16 protein-coding genes are annotated in these 16,929 nt (G+C 39.6%); 13 read left to right on the forward strand and 3 right to left on the reverse strand.

Going from position 1 to position 16,929, the window contains the following annotated elements:
• Nucleotides 1–15: 15 nt before the first annotated feature.
• A complete protein-coding gene (locus tag JKP71_RS00225; RefSeq protein WP_200406600.1) occupies nt 16–1,146 on the reverse strand; it encodes an isochorismate synthase in 1,131 nt (376 codons plus the stop codon).
• A 137-nt stretch (nt 1,147–1,283) separates the two neighbouring features.
• Here JKP71_RS00225 and JKP71_RS00230 point away from each other — a divergent pair, with 137 nt between their 5' ends.
• The 3 genes from JKP71_RS00230 (at nt 1,284) to JKP71_RS00240 (ending at nt 4,145) form a co-directional block, all read left to right on the forward strand.
• Nucleotides 1,284–1,859: a GNAT family N-acetyltransferase gene (locus JKP71_RS00230; RefSeq protein WP_200406881.1), complete on the forward strand. Its 576-nt coding sequence runs from the start codon at nt 1,284–1,286 to the stop codon at nt 1,857–1,859.
• Nucleotides 1,860–1,863: 4 nt separating this feature from the next.
• The gene (locus tag JKP71_RS00235; protein ID WP_075525070.1) at nt 1,864–3,144 is read left to right on the forward strand and encodes a DRTGG domain-containing protein; all 1,281 of its coding nucleotides are present in this window, start codon (nt 1,864–1,866) and stop codon (nt 3,142–3,144) included.
• A 68-nt stretch (nt 3,145–3,212) separates the two neighbouring features.
• Nucleotides 3,213–4,145, forward strand: coding sequence for a DHH family phosphoesterase (locus JKP71_RS00240; protein ID WP_200406601.1), 933 nt, complete (start codon nt 3,213–3,215; stop codon nt 4,143–4,145).
• 57 nt (nt 4,146–4,202) lie between these two features.
• Here the strand turns inward: JKP71_RS00240 and JKP71_RS00245 are convergent, their stop codons facing one another.
• Complete coding sequence (locus JKP71_RS00245) at nt 4,203–5,171, reverse strand: asparaginase (RefSeq protein ID WP_200406602.1); 969 nt, start codon at nt 5,169–5,171, stop codon at nt 4,203–4,205.
• 185 nt (nt 5,172–5,356) lie between these two features.
• On the opposite strand from JKP71_RS00245, the gene JKP71_RS00250 reads away from it, so the two are divergent.
• The 3 genes from JKP71_RS00250 to JKP71_RS00260 all read left to right on the forward strand — a co-directional run bounded on the left by JKP71_RS00250 (nt 5,357) and on the right by JKP71_RS00260 (nt 8,666).
• Nucleotides 5,357–6,742 carry a Cof-type HAD-IIB family hydrolase gene (locus JKP71_RS00250; protein WP_200406603.1) on the forward strand — a complete coding sequence of 462 codons (1,386 nt, stop codon included), beginning with the start codon at nt 5,357–5,359 and terminating at the stop codon, nt 6,740–6,742.
• Nucleotides 6,743–6,843: 101 nt separating this feature from the next.
• Nucleotides 6,844–7,191, forward strand: coding sequence for a hypothetical protein (locus JKP71_RS00255; protein ID WP_075525111.1), 348 nt, complete (start codon nt 6,844–6,846; stop codon nt 7,189–7,191).
• A gap of 44 nt (nt 7,192–7,235) precedes the next feature.
• On the forward strand, nt 7,236–8,666 hold the full coding sequence (locus JKP71_RS00260; RefSeq protein WP_075525066.1) for a flotillin family protein: 1,431 nt from the start codon (nt 7,236–7,238) through the stop codon (nt 8,664–8,666).
• A 47-nt stretch (nt 8,667–8,713) separates the two neighbouring features.
• Here the strand turns inward: JKP71_RS00260 and JKP71_RS00265 are convergent, their stop codons facing one another.
• Complete coding sequence (locus JKP71_RS00265; RefSeq protein ID WP_200406604.1) at nt 8,714–10,066, reverse strand: aspartate kinase; 1,353 nt, start codon at nt 10,064–10,066, stop codon at nt 8,714–8,716.
• Nucleotides 10,067–10,231: 165 nt separating this feature from the next.
• Between JKP71_RS00265 and JKP71_RS00270 the strand changes: the two genes are divergently transcribed.
• The 7 genes from JKP71_RS00270 to trmB all read left to right on the forward strand — a co-directional run bounded on the left by JKP71_RS00270 (nt 10,232) and on the right by trmB (nt 16,895).
• Entirely contained in the window at nt 10,232–10,879 is a 648-nt protein-coding gene (locus JKP71_RS00270; protein WP_200406605.1) for an HAD family hydrolase, read from the forward strand.
• A gap of 109 nt (nt 10,880–10,988) precedes the next feature.
• Entirely contained in the window at nt 10,989–12,953 is a 1,965-nt protein-coding gene (locus tag JKP71_RS00275) for a DHH family phosphoesterase (protein ID WP_075525063.1), read from the forward strand.
• Complete coding sequence (gene rplI / locus JKP71_RS00280) at nt 12,950–13,399, forward strand: 50S ribosomal protein L9 (RefSeq protein WP_075525062.1); 450 nt, start codon at nt 12,950–12,952, stop codon at nt 13,397–13,399. The genes JKP71_RS00275 and rplI overlap by 4 nt, the downstream gene beginning before the upstream one ends.
• 1 nt (nt 13,400) lies before the next feature.
• Nucleotides 13,401–14,768 carry a replicative DNA helicase gene (gene dnaB / locus JKP71_RS00285; protein WP_075525061.1) on the forward strand — a complete coding sequence of 456 codons (1,368 nt, stop codon included), beginning with the start codon at nt 13,401–13,403 and terminating at the stop codon, nt 14,766–14,768.
• 206 nt (nt 14,769–14,974) lie between these two features.
• Nucleotides 14,975–15,232, forward strand: a complete 258-nt coding sequence (locus JKP71_RS00290; RefSeq protein WP_075525060.1) for a Veg family protein — start codon at nt 14,975–14,977, stop codon at nt 15,230–15,232.
• A gap of 47 nt (nt 15,233–15,279) precedes the next feature.
• Nucleotides 15,280–16,053: a phosphotransferase family protein gene (locus JKP71_RS00295; RefSeq protein ID WP_200406606.1), complete on the forward strand. Its 774-nt coding sequence runs from the start codon at nt 15,280–15,282 to the stop codon at nt 16,051–16,053.
• 185 nt (nt 16,054–16,238) lie between these two features.
• Nucleotides 16,239–16,895, forward strand: coding sequence for a tRNA (guanosine(46)-N7)-methyltransferase TrmB (trmB, locus tag JKP71_RS00300; protein WP_200406607.1), 657 nt, complete (start codon nt 16,239–16,241; stop codon nt 16,893–16,895).
• Nucleotides 16,896–16,929: the final 34 nt, after the last annotated feature.

A 16,929-nucleotide genomic window follows, 5' to 3' on the forward strand; every position in this document is an offset into this window, starting at 1 on the left:
TCCTTTTCTAATCTATTATAAAGCTTCTAAAATTGTTTTTAACTTGACTTTGGTTTCATTAAACTCGTCACGAACATCAGAGTAAGGAACAATTCCACATCCAACATACGCACGTAAAGTTTTTCCCTCAATCAACGCTGAACGGATCCCCACTACGAGGGTTCCGTTGCCCTGGCCGTCAATAATCCCTAACGGGGCGGCATACAGTCCACGTTCGTGATGCTCATGGTGGCGTAAGAAATTGAGCGCATAGTCACTTGGCTCTCCGCCCAATGCTGGCGTAGGATGAAGGTGCACTCCCCATTCAGTAAGTGAGGTGCTATGATCCTTAGCATGCAGGAGGGTTCTCAGGTGATAAACATTTTTTAGTTCCATGAGTCCTGTCTCCTCAACTGTTACTTGTGATGTCTTTTTGAGAAGTTGAGCTTTTATTTTATCAATCACAATATGATGTTCAAATTGGTTTTTCGGGTCATTAAGTAAACGCTCAGCGGCATTGATTTCCGTTTTGGAGATGGTGCCAGCTAAGGCATAGCTTAAAATCTCATCATCGGCTTTTTGGACTAAGACCTCTGGTGAGGCACCTAGAAAGGTCTTTTCTCCTTTTTGGTAGGCAAAAATAAAGCAATTTGGATTATTCTTACTAAGTTTGTGAAGAATGCTTTCTATGCAAAAATCTTGTGAAGAAGTGAAGTCAATTTCCCGTGAAGCTACGATTTTTTGACTTTCTCCCGCTTTAAAACTTTCTTGAATCTGATTAAAGAGTCTGGCCCACTCTTCAAAATCATCTTCCTTTTGTGTGAGGGAATGAGTCACTTCTAATACTTTTTTAGGTTCAATAGTGACCGGCTCAGTACAGGTGAGATAAAGGGATTCATGATTTGTTTTAACGTAATAGTGCTTGAAAGCAAGAGTTTCGCCTCCCATGTTTTGCCAAGGTGCTCTCATTTCTCCTTCAAAAAAGGACTGTGTGTGAAAGAGATAGGGATATTCGTTGGTTTGATTTTTAACGGCGCATAAGCGTTCTGCACCAATAATGAGTTGTTCTTTCTGACGATCATACCAATAGAAACGCTCATCACCTGAGAAGTGAGACCAAAAAGACAACGGATTTTCTAAGTTTAATTTTATTTTCTTATAGTTCATTTTTATAATACCACTAAGAATTATAACACAGGCAAGAGCTTGTCAGATAAAAGAGACTCTTTTCTTTTAACTTGTGGTAGTGGTTTTAGGCAAGAATTTGGTATAATGAGACACAGATGAGTAGAAAGATAGATTCGATGAATATTATTGTCAAACTTGCAGCTTTTACAGAACTCGAGACGTCAAGGCTTCTTTTACGTCCTTTCAGGTTTGAGGATGCAAAAGCAATGTATGAGTATACGAGTCAACCAGAAAATCTCCAATACGTCTTTGCTCCCCATTTTTCTTTAGAAGAGACGCAGTATATCCTTGCAACTGAACTTATGAAGGCCCCATTAGGAAAATGGGCAATTCAGTTGAAAAAAGAAAATAAACTAATAGGAGACATTCACTTTGTCTCCCTTTCTGAGAAAAAACAATGTGCAGAGATAGGTTATGTTCTTAATCAAGCTTACTGGAATCAAGGTTATTTAACGGAAGCTTTAGCCACGCTCACAGCATTTAGTTTAGAAGAATTTGGTTTAAAAAACGTGACACTGAAAATTGATCAAACCAACGCTCCCTCTAAAAGAGTGGCGCAAAAAGTTGGTTACCAGTTGATGGGGAATTTTAAAGCAGCAAGCCCTTATACAGGGAAGATTCGGGACTTTGAAAAATATGAAGCCTCATCTGCGAACTGGTCTCAAGAAAAGTTAGTGAAAAGAGCGCATTAGAACGATGTCAAAACATGAGGAAATATTAAATTATATTGAAGGATTGGAAATCGGACGGCAGGTCAGTGTCCGTGGAATCGCCAATCGCATGAAAGTAGCTGATGGTACCGCTTATCGAGCGATAAAAGAAGCAGAAAATCAAGGTTTAGTTGCCGTAAATGATCGTTCTGGAACTGTTCGTGTTGCAGCTAAAGGGCAAAAAATCGCCCATCGGCTGACCTTTGGCAAGATTACCGAGGTGGCGAACGCGGAGGTGTTAGGAGGGTTAGAAGGATTAGAGGTTGAGTTTAGTCGTTTTATCATTAGTGCCATGGAACGTGCTTCTTTCAAACGTTATCTCTCTCCCAATGGTTTAGTTATCGTCGGTGATCGAAAAGAAATCCAAAGCTTGGCTTTGCGAGAACGGAATGCTGTCCTGGTCACTGGTGGTTTTGAGGTCAATCAGGAGGTGATTGACTATGCGAATGAGTTGGGCATACCACTCATGCGCACAAGTTACGACACCTTTACAGTCGCCAACCGGATTAGTCACGCCCTTTCAAATGAGCTCATCAAAAAAGATGTGATTACAGTGGGCGATGTGTTCCATCAAAAACGAGCAACGTTACGTGAGGAAAATACGGTTAAAGATTTCTTAGATCTTGTGAAAAAAACAAATGATAGCCGTTTTGCGGTCGTTAATCGTTACAATGTCGTAGTCGGTGTGGTTGCGATGCGTGATGTGACAAATAGAAAAAATGATACCTTGTTAAATAAGGTGATGACGCGAGCAAATGTCGCTAAAGCAAATATGACTGTGGCAAGCGTTTCTCAAAAGATGATTTATGAAGGGTATGATATGATGCCCGTGGTCTATGAAAATCATACTTATGCTGGGATTATTACCAAGTCAGATGTCTTACAAAGTCTTCAAAAAGCTCAAGAAGAGAGTCAAGTGGCGCACACGTTCAGTGACAATATCGCAGATGGATTGGCAGAAAAGGGAACGGCTTATACAATAACTATCGAACCCTTTATGATTAATAGTGTGGGGACTGTGGCTACTGGCGTTTTTTCTGAGTTGATTAGCCATGTGGTCCATCGCGTCTTTAGTAAGCGACGCAAACGAAATATTATTATTGAATCAATTGATATGCATATGCTGGGGGCAGCTGGTATTGATAATGTACTTGAAATTTATCCAAAAGTAATCGGGGAGACCCGTATTGGTGCGATGATAGACTGTGAGATTTATCATGTTAACCATATTATCGCTAAAGTTTTAGTAAATGTTCAGCTGACGTGAGCAAAATTGATGTGCAAGTTACTGACAGGCGCATCAGTAACAATAAATATGAAAAGTGAAAGTGAAAAATGAACGAAATTTTAAAAAAAATTGAAGCTTATGATTTAATCCTTATCCATCGTCATAAAAATCCGGATCCCGATGCTTTAGGTTCGCAAGCCGGTCTACGGGCTATTCTCCGGGAAAATTTCCCGAACAAGCGAATTTATGCAGTAGGCTATGATGAACCAACTTTGACTTACTTGACAGAAATGGATCAAGTAGAACTTGAAAAAAATGAAAAATACCTCAGTATTGTTTGCGATACGGCAAATACTCCACGAATTGACGACGAGCGTTACCAACAAGCTGATTTCGTCATTAAAATTGATCATCACCCTAATGATGATGCTTATGGGGACTTACTGTTGGTAGAGCCTGACAGAAGTTCAGCTTCCGAAATCATTGCTGAATTTGCATTCAGTACGGGGCTTTTGCTTAACGCTGAAGCGGCACGCCTACTTTATGCGGGAATCATTGGAGACACGGGCCGCTTTCTTTATCCAGCAACCTCACCTAACACATTGAAGATAGCAGCCCAATTGGCCACTTATGACTTTGATCGGTCGGCTTTGGGACGGGAAATGTCATCTTTTGACATGAAGGTGGCCCGTTTACAAGGTTATGTTTATGAACAGATGGAAGTTTCTCCCACAGGTGCTGCGCGTGTCCTTTTGACTCAAGAAATCTTAAGAAAATTTGACTTACGTGATGCAGAAACATCAAGTATCGTTGGAGTTCCAGGAAATATTCGTGGCATTGAATCTTGGGCAATTTTTGTTGAACAAGCAGATGGGCATTTCCGAGTACGGATGCGCTCAAAAGTTGTTCCAATCAATGAAATTGCGAAGCGACATGATGGCGGAGGACATGCCCTTGCCTCAGGGGCTAACTCCTACTCCCTTGAAGAAAATGAGCAAATCTGGCAGGAGCTGCAACAAAATCTAGGTGCTCAGAATTAAACCGCATAATAGCGCACAATAAACAAAAATTTACTGACCGCTTGGTCAGTAAATTTTTTAGTTTTCCATGAAACTACGTAATTGTGAAGGGGTCTCTAACCCTGCGTTCAAGCCAATAATCAATTTCAAACGGGCTTTTTGAGAATTTACTTCATCAGCAAACATTACGCCAGCATCATAGAGTTGAGAACCCCCGCCTTGATAAGCGTAGACAGGCTCAGCAATTCCATTAAAGCAACGGGAAACGAGGACGACAGGAACACCCGCATCTAAGAGGCGTTGTAAGGATTGACTGGCGATAGGAGGTAAATTGCCTGCGCCAAGCGCCTCAATGACGATACCATCCAATTTATCTAAATCGAGTAAATCTAAAATTTGCCCGGACATGCCTGCAAAGGCCTTGACAATAGGGACATTGCCATGTACAGAGTGAACATCGAGATGTTGATTTTCACTGTCATTATGAAAGTAGATGATTTTATTTTTCGTAAGTAGGCCAAGTGGTCCGTGGGTAGGTGTTTGGAAGGTTGACACATTTGTTGTATGGGTCTTTGTGACATACCGTGCTGAGTGAATCTCATCATTCATTACAACAAGGACTCCTCGGTCATGGGAGTGCTCATCAGCTGCGACACGGATTGCTGACAAAAAATTATAAATACCATCAGTACCTAATTCATTGCTTGAGCGCATCGCACCAGTCATCACGATGGGTTTCCCCCGTTCAAGGGTGGTGTCAAGAAAGAAAGCAGTTTCTTCAAGAGTGTCTGTACCATGCGTGATAACGGCACCGTCAAAGCTCTCTGTGAGAAAAGCTTTTTTGAGTCGATTTTTTAGAACTAACATATCACTTAAAGTAATATGTGGACTTGGGAGATTAAAGATATCTTCTGTAACCAATTCGACTTCATCAAGCTGCATATTTACAGCACTCATTGGATTGCTCTCATTTGGGGAAACATGACCTTGTGCATCTTCGGCCATAGAAATTGTACCACCGGTGTGGAGAATTAATATTTTTTTCATTTCTCCCTCCTTTTTATAATAATTTTACATAGAATATTGATTCTGTGTGGGTAAAACGTGCATAAAAATTATAACAAAAATTTGTCCAGAAAAGAACTCGTGAACCATGAAATAGACGGAAAATTAGGGTATAATTTAACTAAACTAAGAAAAAAACTTCACAAAGAATTAAGAAAAGATGGATTATGGATATTAAAGCAGTATTTTTTGATTTAGATGGCACTTTATTTACCTCGACACGCGGAGTAGCTAGCAGTACAAGAAAGGCAATCCAAGAACTCCGCAAAAAAGGGATTTTTATTGGAATTGCAACTGGACGTGGTCCAGCCTTTGCAATGCCGTTATTAGAAGATTTAGACCTTGATTTTGCGGTAACGTATAATGGTCAGTATATTTTTACACCCAAGGAGGTCATTTTTGATAATCCGCTTGAGCGCAAAACATTAAAAAAATTAATGACTTATGCAACACAGAACCATTCGGATATTTCGCTTGGAACAGCGCATGGCGTTAATGGTTCGGGACTGTTGAAATTTGGAGAAACGCGTATAGCAGGCTTTCTATCAGGGCTTTTACCTTCGAGCACTTCTGGTGTAGCTCGTAATAGTTTTAAGCACATCGTCCGTCGTGTGCTCCCTCAAAATGAAGATTTGGCTGATGATGAAGAAGAAGCAGTTTATCAAGCCATGATGGTTGCCACCAAAGATGAAACTTCTCGGATTCAAAAAGCTTTTCCTGAACTTTTAGTGACCCGTAGCAATCCCTACTCAGTCGACTTAATCCCCCAAGGGATCGGAAAATTACCAGGCATCCGTCGTTTAGGTGAAAAATTTAATTTTGAGCTGAATCAGGTCATGTGTTTTGGTGATTCAGAAAACGATGTGAGTATGCTCACTGGTGTAGGATATGGGATTGCCATGGGAAATGCTGATTCTGAAATCCAAAAAATCGCCACCTATGTCACAGATACTAACAATCAGGACGGAATAGCTAAAGCATTGGCCTATTACGGTTTGATCAGCTACTCTGCAGAGAAAGATTTTACCTCTAAAGATCCAAACTTTAATAAAGTTAAAGAATTCCATCGCTTGATGGATGGAAAAACGCAAGAAATACCTCGTGCCTTTCCTCCTTTGGAAGCCAGTTTCCGTGCAGGTTTCAAAGTAGAAGAGATTGTCGAGTTTCTCTATGCTAGCGCGCAAGGTGACAAAGAAAGATTTTCTAAACAAGTGGAAAGCTTGCATTTGGATATAGAAAAAGCAGTAAAAAAAGTAGAGCGCAAAGCACATAAAGAAGACATGTTAACGGGAGAAGTAGACGCTATGGTCGACTTGCTTTATTTCACTTATGGTTCGCTGGTGCTCGCGGGGGTAGACCCCTATGAAATCTTTAATACTGTACATCGAGCAAACATGGGGAAAATATTCCCTGATGGACGCCCCCATTTTGACCCCGTGACGCATAAAGTCCTCAAACCTGATGATTGGGAAGAAAAATATGCACCAGAGGAACGAATTAAAAAAGAACTCGAACGTCAACAACGTGTTGCATTGAAAAAACAAACGAAATAAAAGAAATCTCCAAAAAATAGTCGTAAACATATTTACATTTTAAGGCGAAAGTGCTATATTAATAAAAAAGCATGAAAGCGCTTTTTGAGATTGGAGTGAAAATGATTTTTATTGTTATCATGCTGGTATTTATCTTTTTATTTATCCTACTGACCATCCTATCATTACCGGGAATGGCACTTTTCAATAAGTTCTCAGATCAGCGTTATCAAGCTGATGAAAAAGAGTTGCTAACAGGGATACTTACGACAGCGATCCTCTCAACAGAGGCGACAGGTGAGGTAGTAACCAATTTTGTCAATGAATCTAGAAAAACAATGCCAGCCAAGATTTTTCATTCCTCTCAAGGAAGTGTTCATTCTATAGCAAAAGGAACGGAGGTACTTATTATTGAAACTAAATTAGGAATTGCCTATGTGATTCCTTATCAACAGACGCTCATTTCATAGCTATCTCATTAAGGGAAAGCAAAATCGGTCAAAAAGGAGTCACGATGCCCATACTCTATATACTTATTATTGCAATAATAGTTGTTATTGTTTTGCTGTTAGGAATTATAGCGGCAAATTATAAAAAATCAGGACCACAAGATGCATTAATCGTTTACGGCTCAGGTTTAGGGAAAAAAGGAGTCAATAAAGATTCGCAAGGGAATAAATTAAAAGTGGTACGGGGTTCTGGAACGTTTGTTTTACCTATTTTTCAAAATGCCCGTTACCTGAGTCTGCAGTCTGCTGCGATTGATATCAAAACTGAAAAAGTGCTCTCTAAAGATAAGATTCCAGTTACAGTCGAAGCTACTGCGATGATAAAAGTAGGTTCAACGCTTCAAGATATTGCGACAGCTGCAGAACAATTTCTGGGTAAAAAAGATGAACAACGTGATGGTATGGCCGATCAAGTTTTACGAGGTCATCTTCGAGCAATCGTCGGGACAATGACGGTCTCGGAATTGATTGAAGACCGTAACAAATTCTCGTCAGAGGTCCAAGACCAAGCGGGAACAGATTTGTCAAAAATGGGCTTATCAATTGTTTCTTTTGTAATTAATGATATACGTGATGATCAAAATTATATCAAGGCCCTCGGAGCAAAAGAAGTAGCACGAGTGCAACAAGAAGCAGCTATAGCAGTAGCGAATGCGGATAAAGAAACACGTATTCAAAAAGCTGCAGCTGATCAAGATGCCCAAAAAGCAGAAGCTCTAGCAGCAACCCAAGTGGCAAATGCTCAAAAAGAAAAAGCAATTAATCTGGCGCAATATGAACAAGAACAAGCCATTGCGACAGCCGAATCTAAAGCGAAGGCTGATCAGGCTCAAGCCTCTGCTGACCAAGCTTATGCGATTCAAGAAGCAATTTCTAAAAAAGAAACCACTGAAGCAGAGATGCAAGTTGAGTTAATTAAGAAACAACGGGAAACAGATCTTGAAACCCAAGAAGTTTTACGCCAAGCGCAAGAAAATGAAGCTAATATTGTAAAAGCCGCAGAAGCCGCAAAAGCCGCCCAAATCGCTAAAGCAGAAGCGGACGCACGTGAACGTGAAGTCAAAGCACAAGCCGAGGCCTCAGCTATTGAAGCAACTGGTAAGGCTGAAGCAGAAGCAATCCGGCTAAAAGGATTAGCCGAGGCCGAAGCAATTGAGAAGAAAGCAGAAGCCATGCAAAAAATGAATGACGCAGCAAAATTAAACATGGCACTCGAAGTATTGCCTCAAGTTGTTGCCAGTGTGTCTAGCAATCTTCAAGCTGTTGATTCCATTAACATCTATGGTGGAGAGGGTTCCTCTAAAATTCTTGGCATGTCACAAGAAAGTCTCAAACAAGGACTTGATGTGCTAGGTACAATGGGGATTGATGTTCCAGACCTGCTAAATAATTTTGCGGGTCAAAAAGTGCAAGCTCAGTCTGAACAACACGTTTAGTTGGAGTTTAGGTGCAAATAAAAAAGCCCTTAAGGGCTTTTTTTATTCTAGTCAAAGAAAGCAGAATAAATAGCACGTAAAGCTTCTCTTTCATCTTTTTCTTTAACAATAAACATAACTGAAACTTCGCTAGAACCTTGGGATAACATGGCAATATTGATGCCTTTTTTTGAAAGCGCAGCTGTGGCTTTGGCGGTCACCCCAATGTGTTCTTTCATGTCTTCTCCTACAAGTGTGATAATAGAAAAATCACGATTTATATAAGCTTCATCAGGGTGGAGTGACTCTGTCAAGTTAGCGATTAAGGCTTTAGAAACAGGTGGGGTGAGATAACGGCTTCGTATGATAATAGACATATCATCAATTCCCGTTGGCATATGTTCAAACCGAATAGCCAGTTTTTCCAACACCGAGAGGACTTTGCGACCAAAACCTATCTCACGGTTCATCAAATATTTGCTAATGTATAGCGATGAAAAGCCACTTGAAGAAGCAATTCCAACGACCGGGGCACCTTTGGTTTCTCTTGAAATAACGATCTTTGTACCAGGGTGTGTCGGATTATTAGTATTCTTTATTACCAGTGGGACATGTGCACGGAAAACAGGGAGTAAGGCTTCATCGTGTAAAACTGAAAAACCAGAATAGGCAAGTTCACGCATTTCGCGATAAGTTAATTCTTTGACATGAACGGGAGCTTTGACTATGCCAGGGTGAGCAGCAAATATACCATCTACATCTGTAAAATTTTCATAAAGTTCGGCTTTAACTCCAGCGGCAATGATGGAACCAGTAATATCAGAGCCTCCACGCGAGAAAGTGCAGACTTCGTTTTCGTTTGTGACGCCAAAGAAACCCGGAATGATTAAGACCTCATCAAGCTCATTAAGATATTTAATATGTTCGTTGGCTTCAGGTAAGAGGCGAGCATTTCCCGGATCAGAAGAGACAAAAATCCCAGCATCAGAAGGATGGATATAACGACTGTGAATCCCTTCAGAAGAGAAATAATCAGCGATGAGAAGAGCGTTATTATTTTCACCAGCGGCAAGAAAAGTATCATAAGTGAAAGGATTAGATTGTGAAAGCGTGGCAAGCCCGATGATATTTTGGGTAATGGTTGACAGAATGTCGCTGGTAAGCCCAAGCTCGTCGTAAATTGTCTTAAAGCGTTGGATAATCCATTGTTGAGAGCTTTCAATACTCTGTTCATCATGAGCTTTACAAGATTTATAGTAAGCAATAAGGGCATCAGTAACTTTGGTGTCCGCACTTGTACGTTTTCCAGGAGCAGAAACAATGATAAATTTTCGGCGCTTGTCAGCGCGTACGATTTCTAAAACACGACGAATTTGAGCAGCGGAGGCGAGTGAAGAACCCCCAAATTTAGCAACTTTCACTTTAATTACCTTCCTTCATGAGAGTCTATAATTTGACTTATTATAGCTAATTTTCAGATAATTTTCAATAATAAACCCATTATGACTAATTATGGAAAGCACTAGAAATGTAGTCCCTTACAAATAAATTAAACCTTAGAACTCGCATTATGTTATAATGGTTCTATGAAATTTAAAGCAGTAATATTTGATATGGATGGTGTTTTAGTTGATACTGAACGCTACTATTTACAACGTCGAGAAGAATTCTTTGGGAGCCACGATATTTCCATTGCCCATTTGACTCCAAGTGATTTTATTGGCGGAAATATGCGTGAGATATGGCCGAGAATTTTAGGAGAAAAATTTAATCCTCGTGAGGCGGTACAACTTCAAAAAGAGTATGAATATTATAAAGCGACACATCCGATGCCTTATGCTGATTTACTTTATCCAGATGTGACAGAAATATTGGACTACTTAAAAGAACAACAGACTAAGATTGCTTTGGCCTCTAGTTCGTCCATGAATGATATCCAACAAGTCTTAAGTATTCATCGCCTGCAACCCTACTTTGAAGTTGTTTTATCAGGCAATGATTTAAAGGAAACGAAGCCTAATCCTGAAATTTACCTGTCTGCAATGCAAAAATTACAAGTAAAGGCAACTGACAGTCTCGTCATTGAAGATTCAGAAAAAGGAATAAGTGCAGGTAAGGCAGCAGGGGCTACAGTGTGGGCAATCAAAGATTACCGTTTCGGTATGAATCAAGAAAAAGCTGACCAATTTGTGGACTCACTGACCAGTGCTAAAAACTTATTGACAACTTATTGACCACAGATGGGAAAATAACTAAGCCTTTGAACTAGAATTAGGAAAATCAGCGATCCTTTAAGTTTTTGCTGCCCTATGATAAAATAGAAGGCGTATAGGAGTGATATTTATGAATTTTGTCCGACGGTTTTCACCGCTTGTTATTATTATCATCATGATTATCGTACAAGTTATTGAAGGGGTAGTCGTTATATGTTCGGCGACACGCTGGTCCATCTTGATTTATCTCTTTATCTTGAATGTGGCGATAACACTTATTTTGTTGTCACAAACTCGTAATTATCAATTGCGCCGTCAAGATTTTATAAGAAAAATTAACGATGAGGCCGAGAATTCACTCAATGCTACTTTGGATAACATGCCCATTGGGGTGATAAGATTTAACAATCAAACGCTTGAGCCTGAATGGTTTAACCCCTTTGTTGATATGATATTTAAGGGAAATGATCAAGTACTCGATCGTGAAGATATCAAAAGAATTTTAAAAAATGCAAGTGAAGATCAATATATTGAAATTGGCAAACAAAAATATGTTGCAGAATTAGATGTAGATAAAAATCTTATCTATCTCATTGATGCGACAAAAGAAGTAGCTTTCAAATCTGAATTTAATGACAGCCGTGCCGTCATTGGTGCGATTTCTGTTGATAATTATGATGATGCAACCGATTTGATTACTGACAGTGGGCGTACAGCTATTAACAGTTTCATTTCATCTTTTCTTGAAGAATTTGCGGATAAGTATGGCGTTTATTTACGTCGAATTAACAGTAGTCGCCATTATTTTTTCTGTGACTATCGTATCTTAGAAAAAATGATTAACGATAAGTTTGAAGTGCTTAAACAATTCCGTGAAAATTCAGCTCAAAAAGATATTCCGTTAACCCTGTCTGTAGGTGTAGCTTATGGCTGGAATGATTTTCCGACTATTGGTCAAGTGGCATTAAATAACTTAGAGTTGGCTCAGGTAAGAGGCGGGGACCAAGTAGTACTCCGTGAGAACACTCCTCAAGCCCGTCCGACTTACTTTGGCGGAAATTCGGAAAGTCGTACTCAAAAAAGTAGGACGCGTGCGCGAGCAATTTCCACCGCCCTGCGGACCATCATTGCTGAAGCAGAAGACGTTTTTATTGTTGGTCACCGCTTTACGGATATGGATGCTTTAGGAGCTGCAGTAGCTATGAAGGCTTTTGCAAACATGTCTGGAAAAGAAGCTTTTGTCGTTTATGATCCAGAGCAACTTTTACCAGATGTTCAGCGTGCGATTGAAAAAATGAATGAGTCGTCAGATGGATTTACTCATATTGTTCGACTAGAAACTGCTCAGAAATTGAAGAAAAAAGATTCATTACTTATTATGGTTGACCATTCCAAAACGAGTCAAACCTTGAATCTTGATTTTTATAAATCCTTTGAAAAATTAGTGGTCATTGACCACCACAGAAGAGATGACGATTTCCCAGAGCACGCATTACTGTCATATATTGAGTCTTCGGCAAGCTCAGCAAGTGAGTTAACCATTGAGCTCTTGCAGTTTCATGATAATAATCAACGGAAAATGTCAACGATTGAAGCGAGTATTGTACTTGCCGGAATTGAGATGGATACCAAAAACTTCACGAAAGCAACAACGGCAAGGACTTTTGAGGCGGCAGCTTATTTACGTTCTCGAGGAGCAGATAATGATTTGATTAAGATGATCATGGCTACCGATTTTGAGAAATATAAAAAAGCTAATGAAATTGTATTAAATTCGAAATTGATAATGCCAGGCATTGCTGTAGGGCTTGGCCTAAGCGAACATAAGTATGATAATATCGCAACTGCTAAAGCAGCAGATACTCTGCTTGACATGGCGGGGATTTCTGCGTCATTTGCTATCACACAGCATAATAATGGTTACATCGCCATCTCAGCACGTTCTCGAAATGGGTTTAATGTGCAATCCATTATGGAACAGATGGGTGGTGGCGGACATTTTAACAATGCCGCAACCCAAATTTATGAAAAAAATATGAATGAAGTTGAAGCTGATTTGATTCAACTGCTTGAAGAAAGAGAGAATGAAAAATGAAAGTTGTATTTTTAGAAGATGTTAAAGGGCGTGGAAAAAAGGGAGAAGTAAAAGAGGTTCCGACTGGTTTTGCTAATTTCTTGATTAAACAAAAACAAGCCAAAGCTGCGACAAGTGCGTCTCTAGCAGCCGTAGAAGCACAAAAGAAAGCGCAAAAGCGTCAAGCAGAAGAAGATTTAGCAGAAGCTAAAATGCTTAAGAATGCTTTAGAAAAAGAAGATGTTGTTGTTGAAATTAAGATGAAAACGGGAGAAACAGGACGTACTTTTGGCGCTGTGGATAAATCAGATATCGCAAAAGCTCTCAAAGCTCAATACAATGTTCCTGTGGATAAACGTAAAATTCAATTGATCAATAAAATCCAAGCTTTGGGGACAAAAGAAGTACCTGTTAAACTGCACCATGACGTGACAGCAGTTATCAAAGTGAAAATAAGCGAGGCCTAAAATGCCCGAAATTGATCTAATAAAAGCGCCGCCTCAAGACTTAGCAGCTGAACAGGCTGTTCTTGGGGCTGTTTTTTTGGATAGCGATAGACTTGTTGAAATCAAGGAATTTATTACGCCTGATGATTTTTATAAGAATGCCCATAAGATAATTTTTCGTGCAATGGAAAAATTATCGGATGCACGTGAAGCGATTGATGTCTTAACCATCCGCTCCCAATTGGAAAATCAGGGTGATTTAGAAGCAATTGGTGGAATTGCCTATATTGCTGAATTAGCAACAGCTACACCAACCGCTGCTAACGCTGCTTATTATGCAAAAATTGTTGCAGAAAAATCATTACTTCGTCAGTTGATTCATCGCTTGACTGAATCTGTTGAAAAAGCTTATGAACAGGATTCGCCAGCTGATGATATTCTCGCACAAGCAGAAAAAAGTTTAATTGATGTTCAACAAGGCCGTAATACCAATGGCTTTAAAAAAATATCCGAAGTCCTAGCGGTTCATATGGATGATTTAGAGCAAAGAGCTCAACAAAAATCAAACATTACTGGAGTGGCGACAGGCTACCCTGCCTTAGATAATATGACTACAGGATTACATGAAGAAGAATTGATTATTCTTGCAGCTCGTCCTGCCGTCGGTAAAACCGCTTTTGCTCTAAATATTGCACAAAATATTGGGACAAAACAAGATAAAACAGTGGCTATTTTTTCTTTAGAGATGGGGGCTGAAAGTTTAGTAAGTCGGATGATTGCTGCAGAGGGATCCATTGATTCTCATAGCTTACGTACTGGTCAGCTGAACGATCAAGAGTGGAATGATTATTTCATGGCGACAGGTACTTTGTCGCGCGCTAGCATTTATATTGATGATACACCTGGTATTAAAATCTCAGAAATCCGAGCCCGTTCTAGAAAATTAGCACAGGAAACTCAAAATCTGGGACTGATTGTGATTGATTATTTGCAGTTGATCTCAGGTACTGGACGTGAAAATCGTCAACAAGAAGTCTCCGAAATTTCAAGACAGCTAAAGATTTTAGCTAAAGAATTAAAAGTTCCAGTTATTGCGCTTTCTCAGCTCTCGCGGGGGGTTGAGCAACGGCAAGATAAACGTCCAGTCCTCTCCGATATTCGGGAGTCAGGCTCGATTGAACAAGATGCGGATATTGTAGCCTTTTTATACCGAGATGATTATTACGATCGTGGAACCGGGGATGAAGAGGATGATGAAGAAATTTTACAAGATAATAAAGTGGAAGTCATCATTGAAAAAAACCGTTCGGGTAGCCGAGGAACAGTAGAATTGCTCTTTATCAAAGAGCATAATAAATTTGCAAGCATTGACAGTCGATATGGTGAGTAGATTTTTTCTAGTCATTCGTGGTATAATACAAGTAATTGTCTAATTCTGTCCTTGGTTAAGCTAAAGTTTGACTGAATGGAGCGCTACCCGAGGGGTAGCTCATCCTCAAACTGAACGTGAACAAGGATAAGCTCGAAGATAAAAATCAATGTTATAATGTAATTGTTCGGAGAAATCCGACTTTTACGTCTTATTTGGAGGAAAAAATGGATAACCAAAGTCAAGAAGTTGGGAAAATCGTTGATATTCGTGACAAAGTAAAAGCACACTTGGGAGAAACAATCGAAATTACTTCCCAATTTGGTCGTAAACGTGAGAACCGTCATAAAGTAAATTTGATTGAAGCTTATGCGACTCATTTTGTAATTGAAAACATTCCTGCACGTGGTCCAAAAACAACAGAATCATATCAATATGCAGATATTTTGACACAAACGATTTTAATACACTATCCAAACGCATAAACTTAAAGCAGATTAATGATTCACAATAAAGGAAGGAGGAGACAAGGTTGATGACGGCAAACTGGGATATGACCCCTGTTAAGGGTGGTTCAGGGAATGCTTTTTCAGGAAAGAGCGATCAAGAACGCGTTTTTATTAAAAAAAACGGCAGTCCTTTTTTGCCGAGCATTTATCTGGAAGGAATTACGCCAAAAGTTCTATGGACTAAGCGTACTGCTGAAGGAGATACCTTGTCTGCCCAACCTTGGATTGATGGGCATACCCTTAATCCAGAAGATATGGATGATCGGCAGATTAATCACATCTTGGCCCATCTTCATGATTCAAAAAAATTAGTGGAGTCCTATAAAAAATTAGGAAGCCAAGTTATTTTTCCAAAACAACTTTTGGAAGAGTGCGTAAAAAGTACGGAAGCTTTGCAGACCAATCACTTTTTGACGCAAATCATCGAAGAAATGAGGGGCGAAATCCCTGAATTACATGAGGATGAAGTTGTTGTGGTTCACGGAGACGTCAATCATAAAAACTGGTTAGTCGATGATACTTCAGGTAAAATCTACCTGGTAGACTGGGACACCGTCTTTTTATCAGATTCCATGGTGGATATGGCTCATGTCCTTTCACACTATATCAAACCTACGAACTGGAGTTTGTGGTTAATGACATCAGGTGTACGTCCTCGTTCAGATATTATGGACAAAGTAGCTTGGTATGGGAAATTATCTTTTCTGCGCCAAATCTCTGAATACCTCTCGCGAGGAAAGATGAAAGAGGTCAATCAGGAAATTTTAGGGCTCCGGAATTTTTGTGAATTATTTTAGAAAAATAGGCTAGGGAGTGGACCTTCCTATTTTTTGGCTTATAGAAGAAACTTAAAAATGATAAAATTTTTCTAAAAGCCATTCCCATAAGTTTGCAGAATGAACTGACTGATTGGTCAGCCAACTCGAAGTGCAATAAGCTACTGACAGCTTCGTCAGTAAAAATAAATTAAATAGAGGTAAAAATGCGCGTCAGAAATCGAAAAGGGGCAGGCGAAATGCTTGCCGAAAACGCACATATTGTTGTTGAGAATCCAGCCGACTTTAAAGGACGTTGGTCTGAACGTTTTGGAAATCATCACCCGATTCATATTGAGGTGGGATGTGGCAAAGGAGCCTTCATCACAGGAATGGCAGCTTTGCATCCAGAGATTAACTACATAGCAATAGACATGCAGTTGTCTGTTTTATCCTATGCACTGGATAAAGCGATTGAAGCTGGTTTACCAAATGTTCAGATGATGTTAGTCGATGGTGCCGCTTTAAGTGAGTATTTTGAAGAAGGAGAGATTGATCAAGTCTACTTGAACTTTTCTGATCCTTGGCCTAAAGCGCGACATGAAAAACGTCGTTTGACTTACAAGTCTTTCTTAGAAACTTATGAAAAGATTTTACGTTCTGAAGGGGAGATTCATTTTAAAACAGATAACCGAGGACTCTTTGAATATTCTCTAGTTTCTCTCGCAAACTATGGCATGGAACTCAAAAAAGTCTGGTTAGATTTGCATCAAGATGAAGAATTTGCTCCGCTGAATGTAATGACTGAATATGAAAAGAAATTTTCACAAAAAGGACAAGTAATTTATCGTCTAGAAGCAAAATTTAAAAAGAAAAATGATTAAATGACAGCTTGATCAGTAAAATATGGTTAGTTTA

This window comes from Lactococcus taiwanensis, assembly GCF_014905395.1.
GTDB classification, from domain to species: Bacteria; Bacillota; Bacilli; order Lactobacillales; family Streptococcaceae; genus Lactococcus; species Lactococcus taiwanensis.

Excerpts from the sequence above, each read along its gene's own strand:
- JKP71_RS00270 (WP_200406605.1), top strand. The coding sequence starts at position 10,232 with ATGAAATTTAAAGCAGTAATATTTGATATGGATGGTGTTTTAGTTGAT.
- trmB (WP_200406607.1), top strand. The coding sequence starts at position 16,239 with ATGCGCGTCAGAAATCGAAAAGGGGCAGGCGAAATGCTTGCCGAAAAC.
- JKP71_RS00290 (WP_075525060.1), top strand. The coding sequence starts at position 14,975 with ATGGATAACCAAAGTCAAGAAGTTGGGAAAATCGTTGATATTCGTGAC.
- JKP71_RS00275 (WP_075525063.1), top strand. The coding sequence starts at position 10,989 with ATGAATTTTGTCCGACGGTTTTCACCGCTTGTTATTATTATCATCATG.
- JKP71_RS00235 (WP_075525070.1), top strand. The coding sequence starts at position 1,864 with ATGTCAAAACATGAGGAAATATTAAATTATATTGAAGGATTGGAAATC.
- JKP71_RS00245 (WP_200406602.1), bottom strand. The coding sequence starts at position 5,171 with ATGAAAAAAATATTAATTCTCCACACCGGTGGTACAATTTCTATGGCC.
- dnaB (WP_075525061.1), top strand. The coding sequence starts at position 13,401 with ATGCCCGAAATTGATCTAATAAAAGCGCCGCCTCAAGACTTAGCAGCT.
- JKP71_RS00255 (WP_075525111.1), top strand. The coding sequence starts at position 6,844 with ATGATTTTTATTGTTATCATGCTGGTATTTATCTTTTTATTTATCCTA.
- JKP71_RS00240 (WP_200406601.1), top strand. The coding sequence starts at position 3,213 with ATGAACGAAATTTTAAAAAAAATTGAAGCTTATGATTTAATCCTTATC.
- rplI (WP_075525062.1), top strand. The coding sequence starts at position 12,950 with ATGAAAGTTGTATTTTTAGAAGATGTTAAAGGGCGTGGAAAAAAGGGA.
- JKP71_RS00230 (WP_200406881.1), top strand. The coding sequence starts at position 1,284 with ATGAATATTATTGTCAAACTTGCAGCTTTTACAGAACTCGAGACGTCA.
- JKP71_RS00260 (WP_075525066.1), top strand. The coding sequence starts at position 7,236 with ATGCCCATACTCTATATACTTATTATTGCAATAATAGTTGTTATTGTT.
- JKP71_RS00225 (WP_200406600.1), bottom strand. The coding sequence starts at position 1,146 with ATGAACTATAAGAAAATAAAATTAAACTTAGAAAATCCGTTGTCTTTT.
- JKP71_RS00250 (WP_200406603.1), top strand. The coding sequence starts at position 5,357 with ATGGATATTAAAGCAGTATTTTTTGATTTAGATGGCACTTTATTTACC.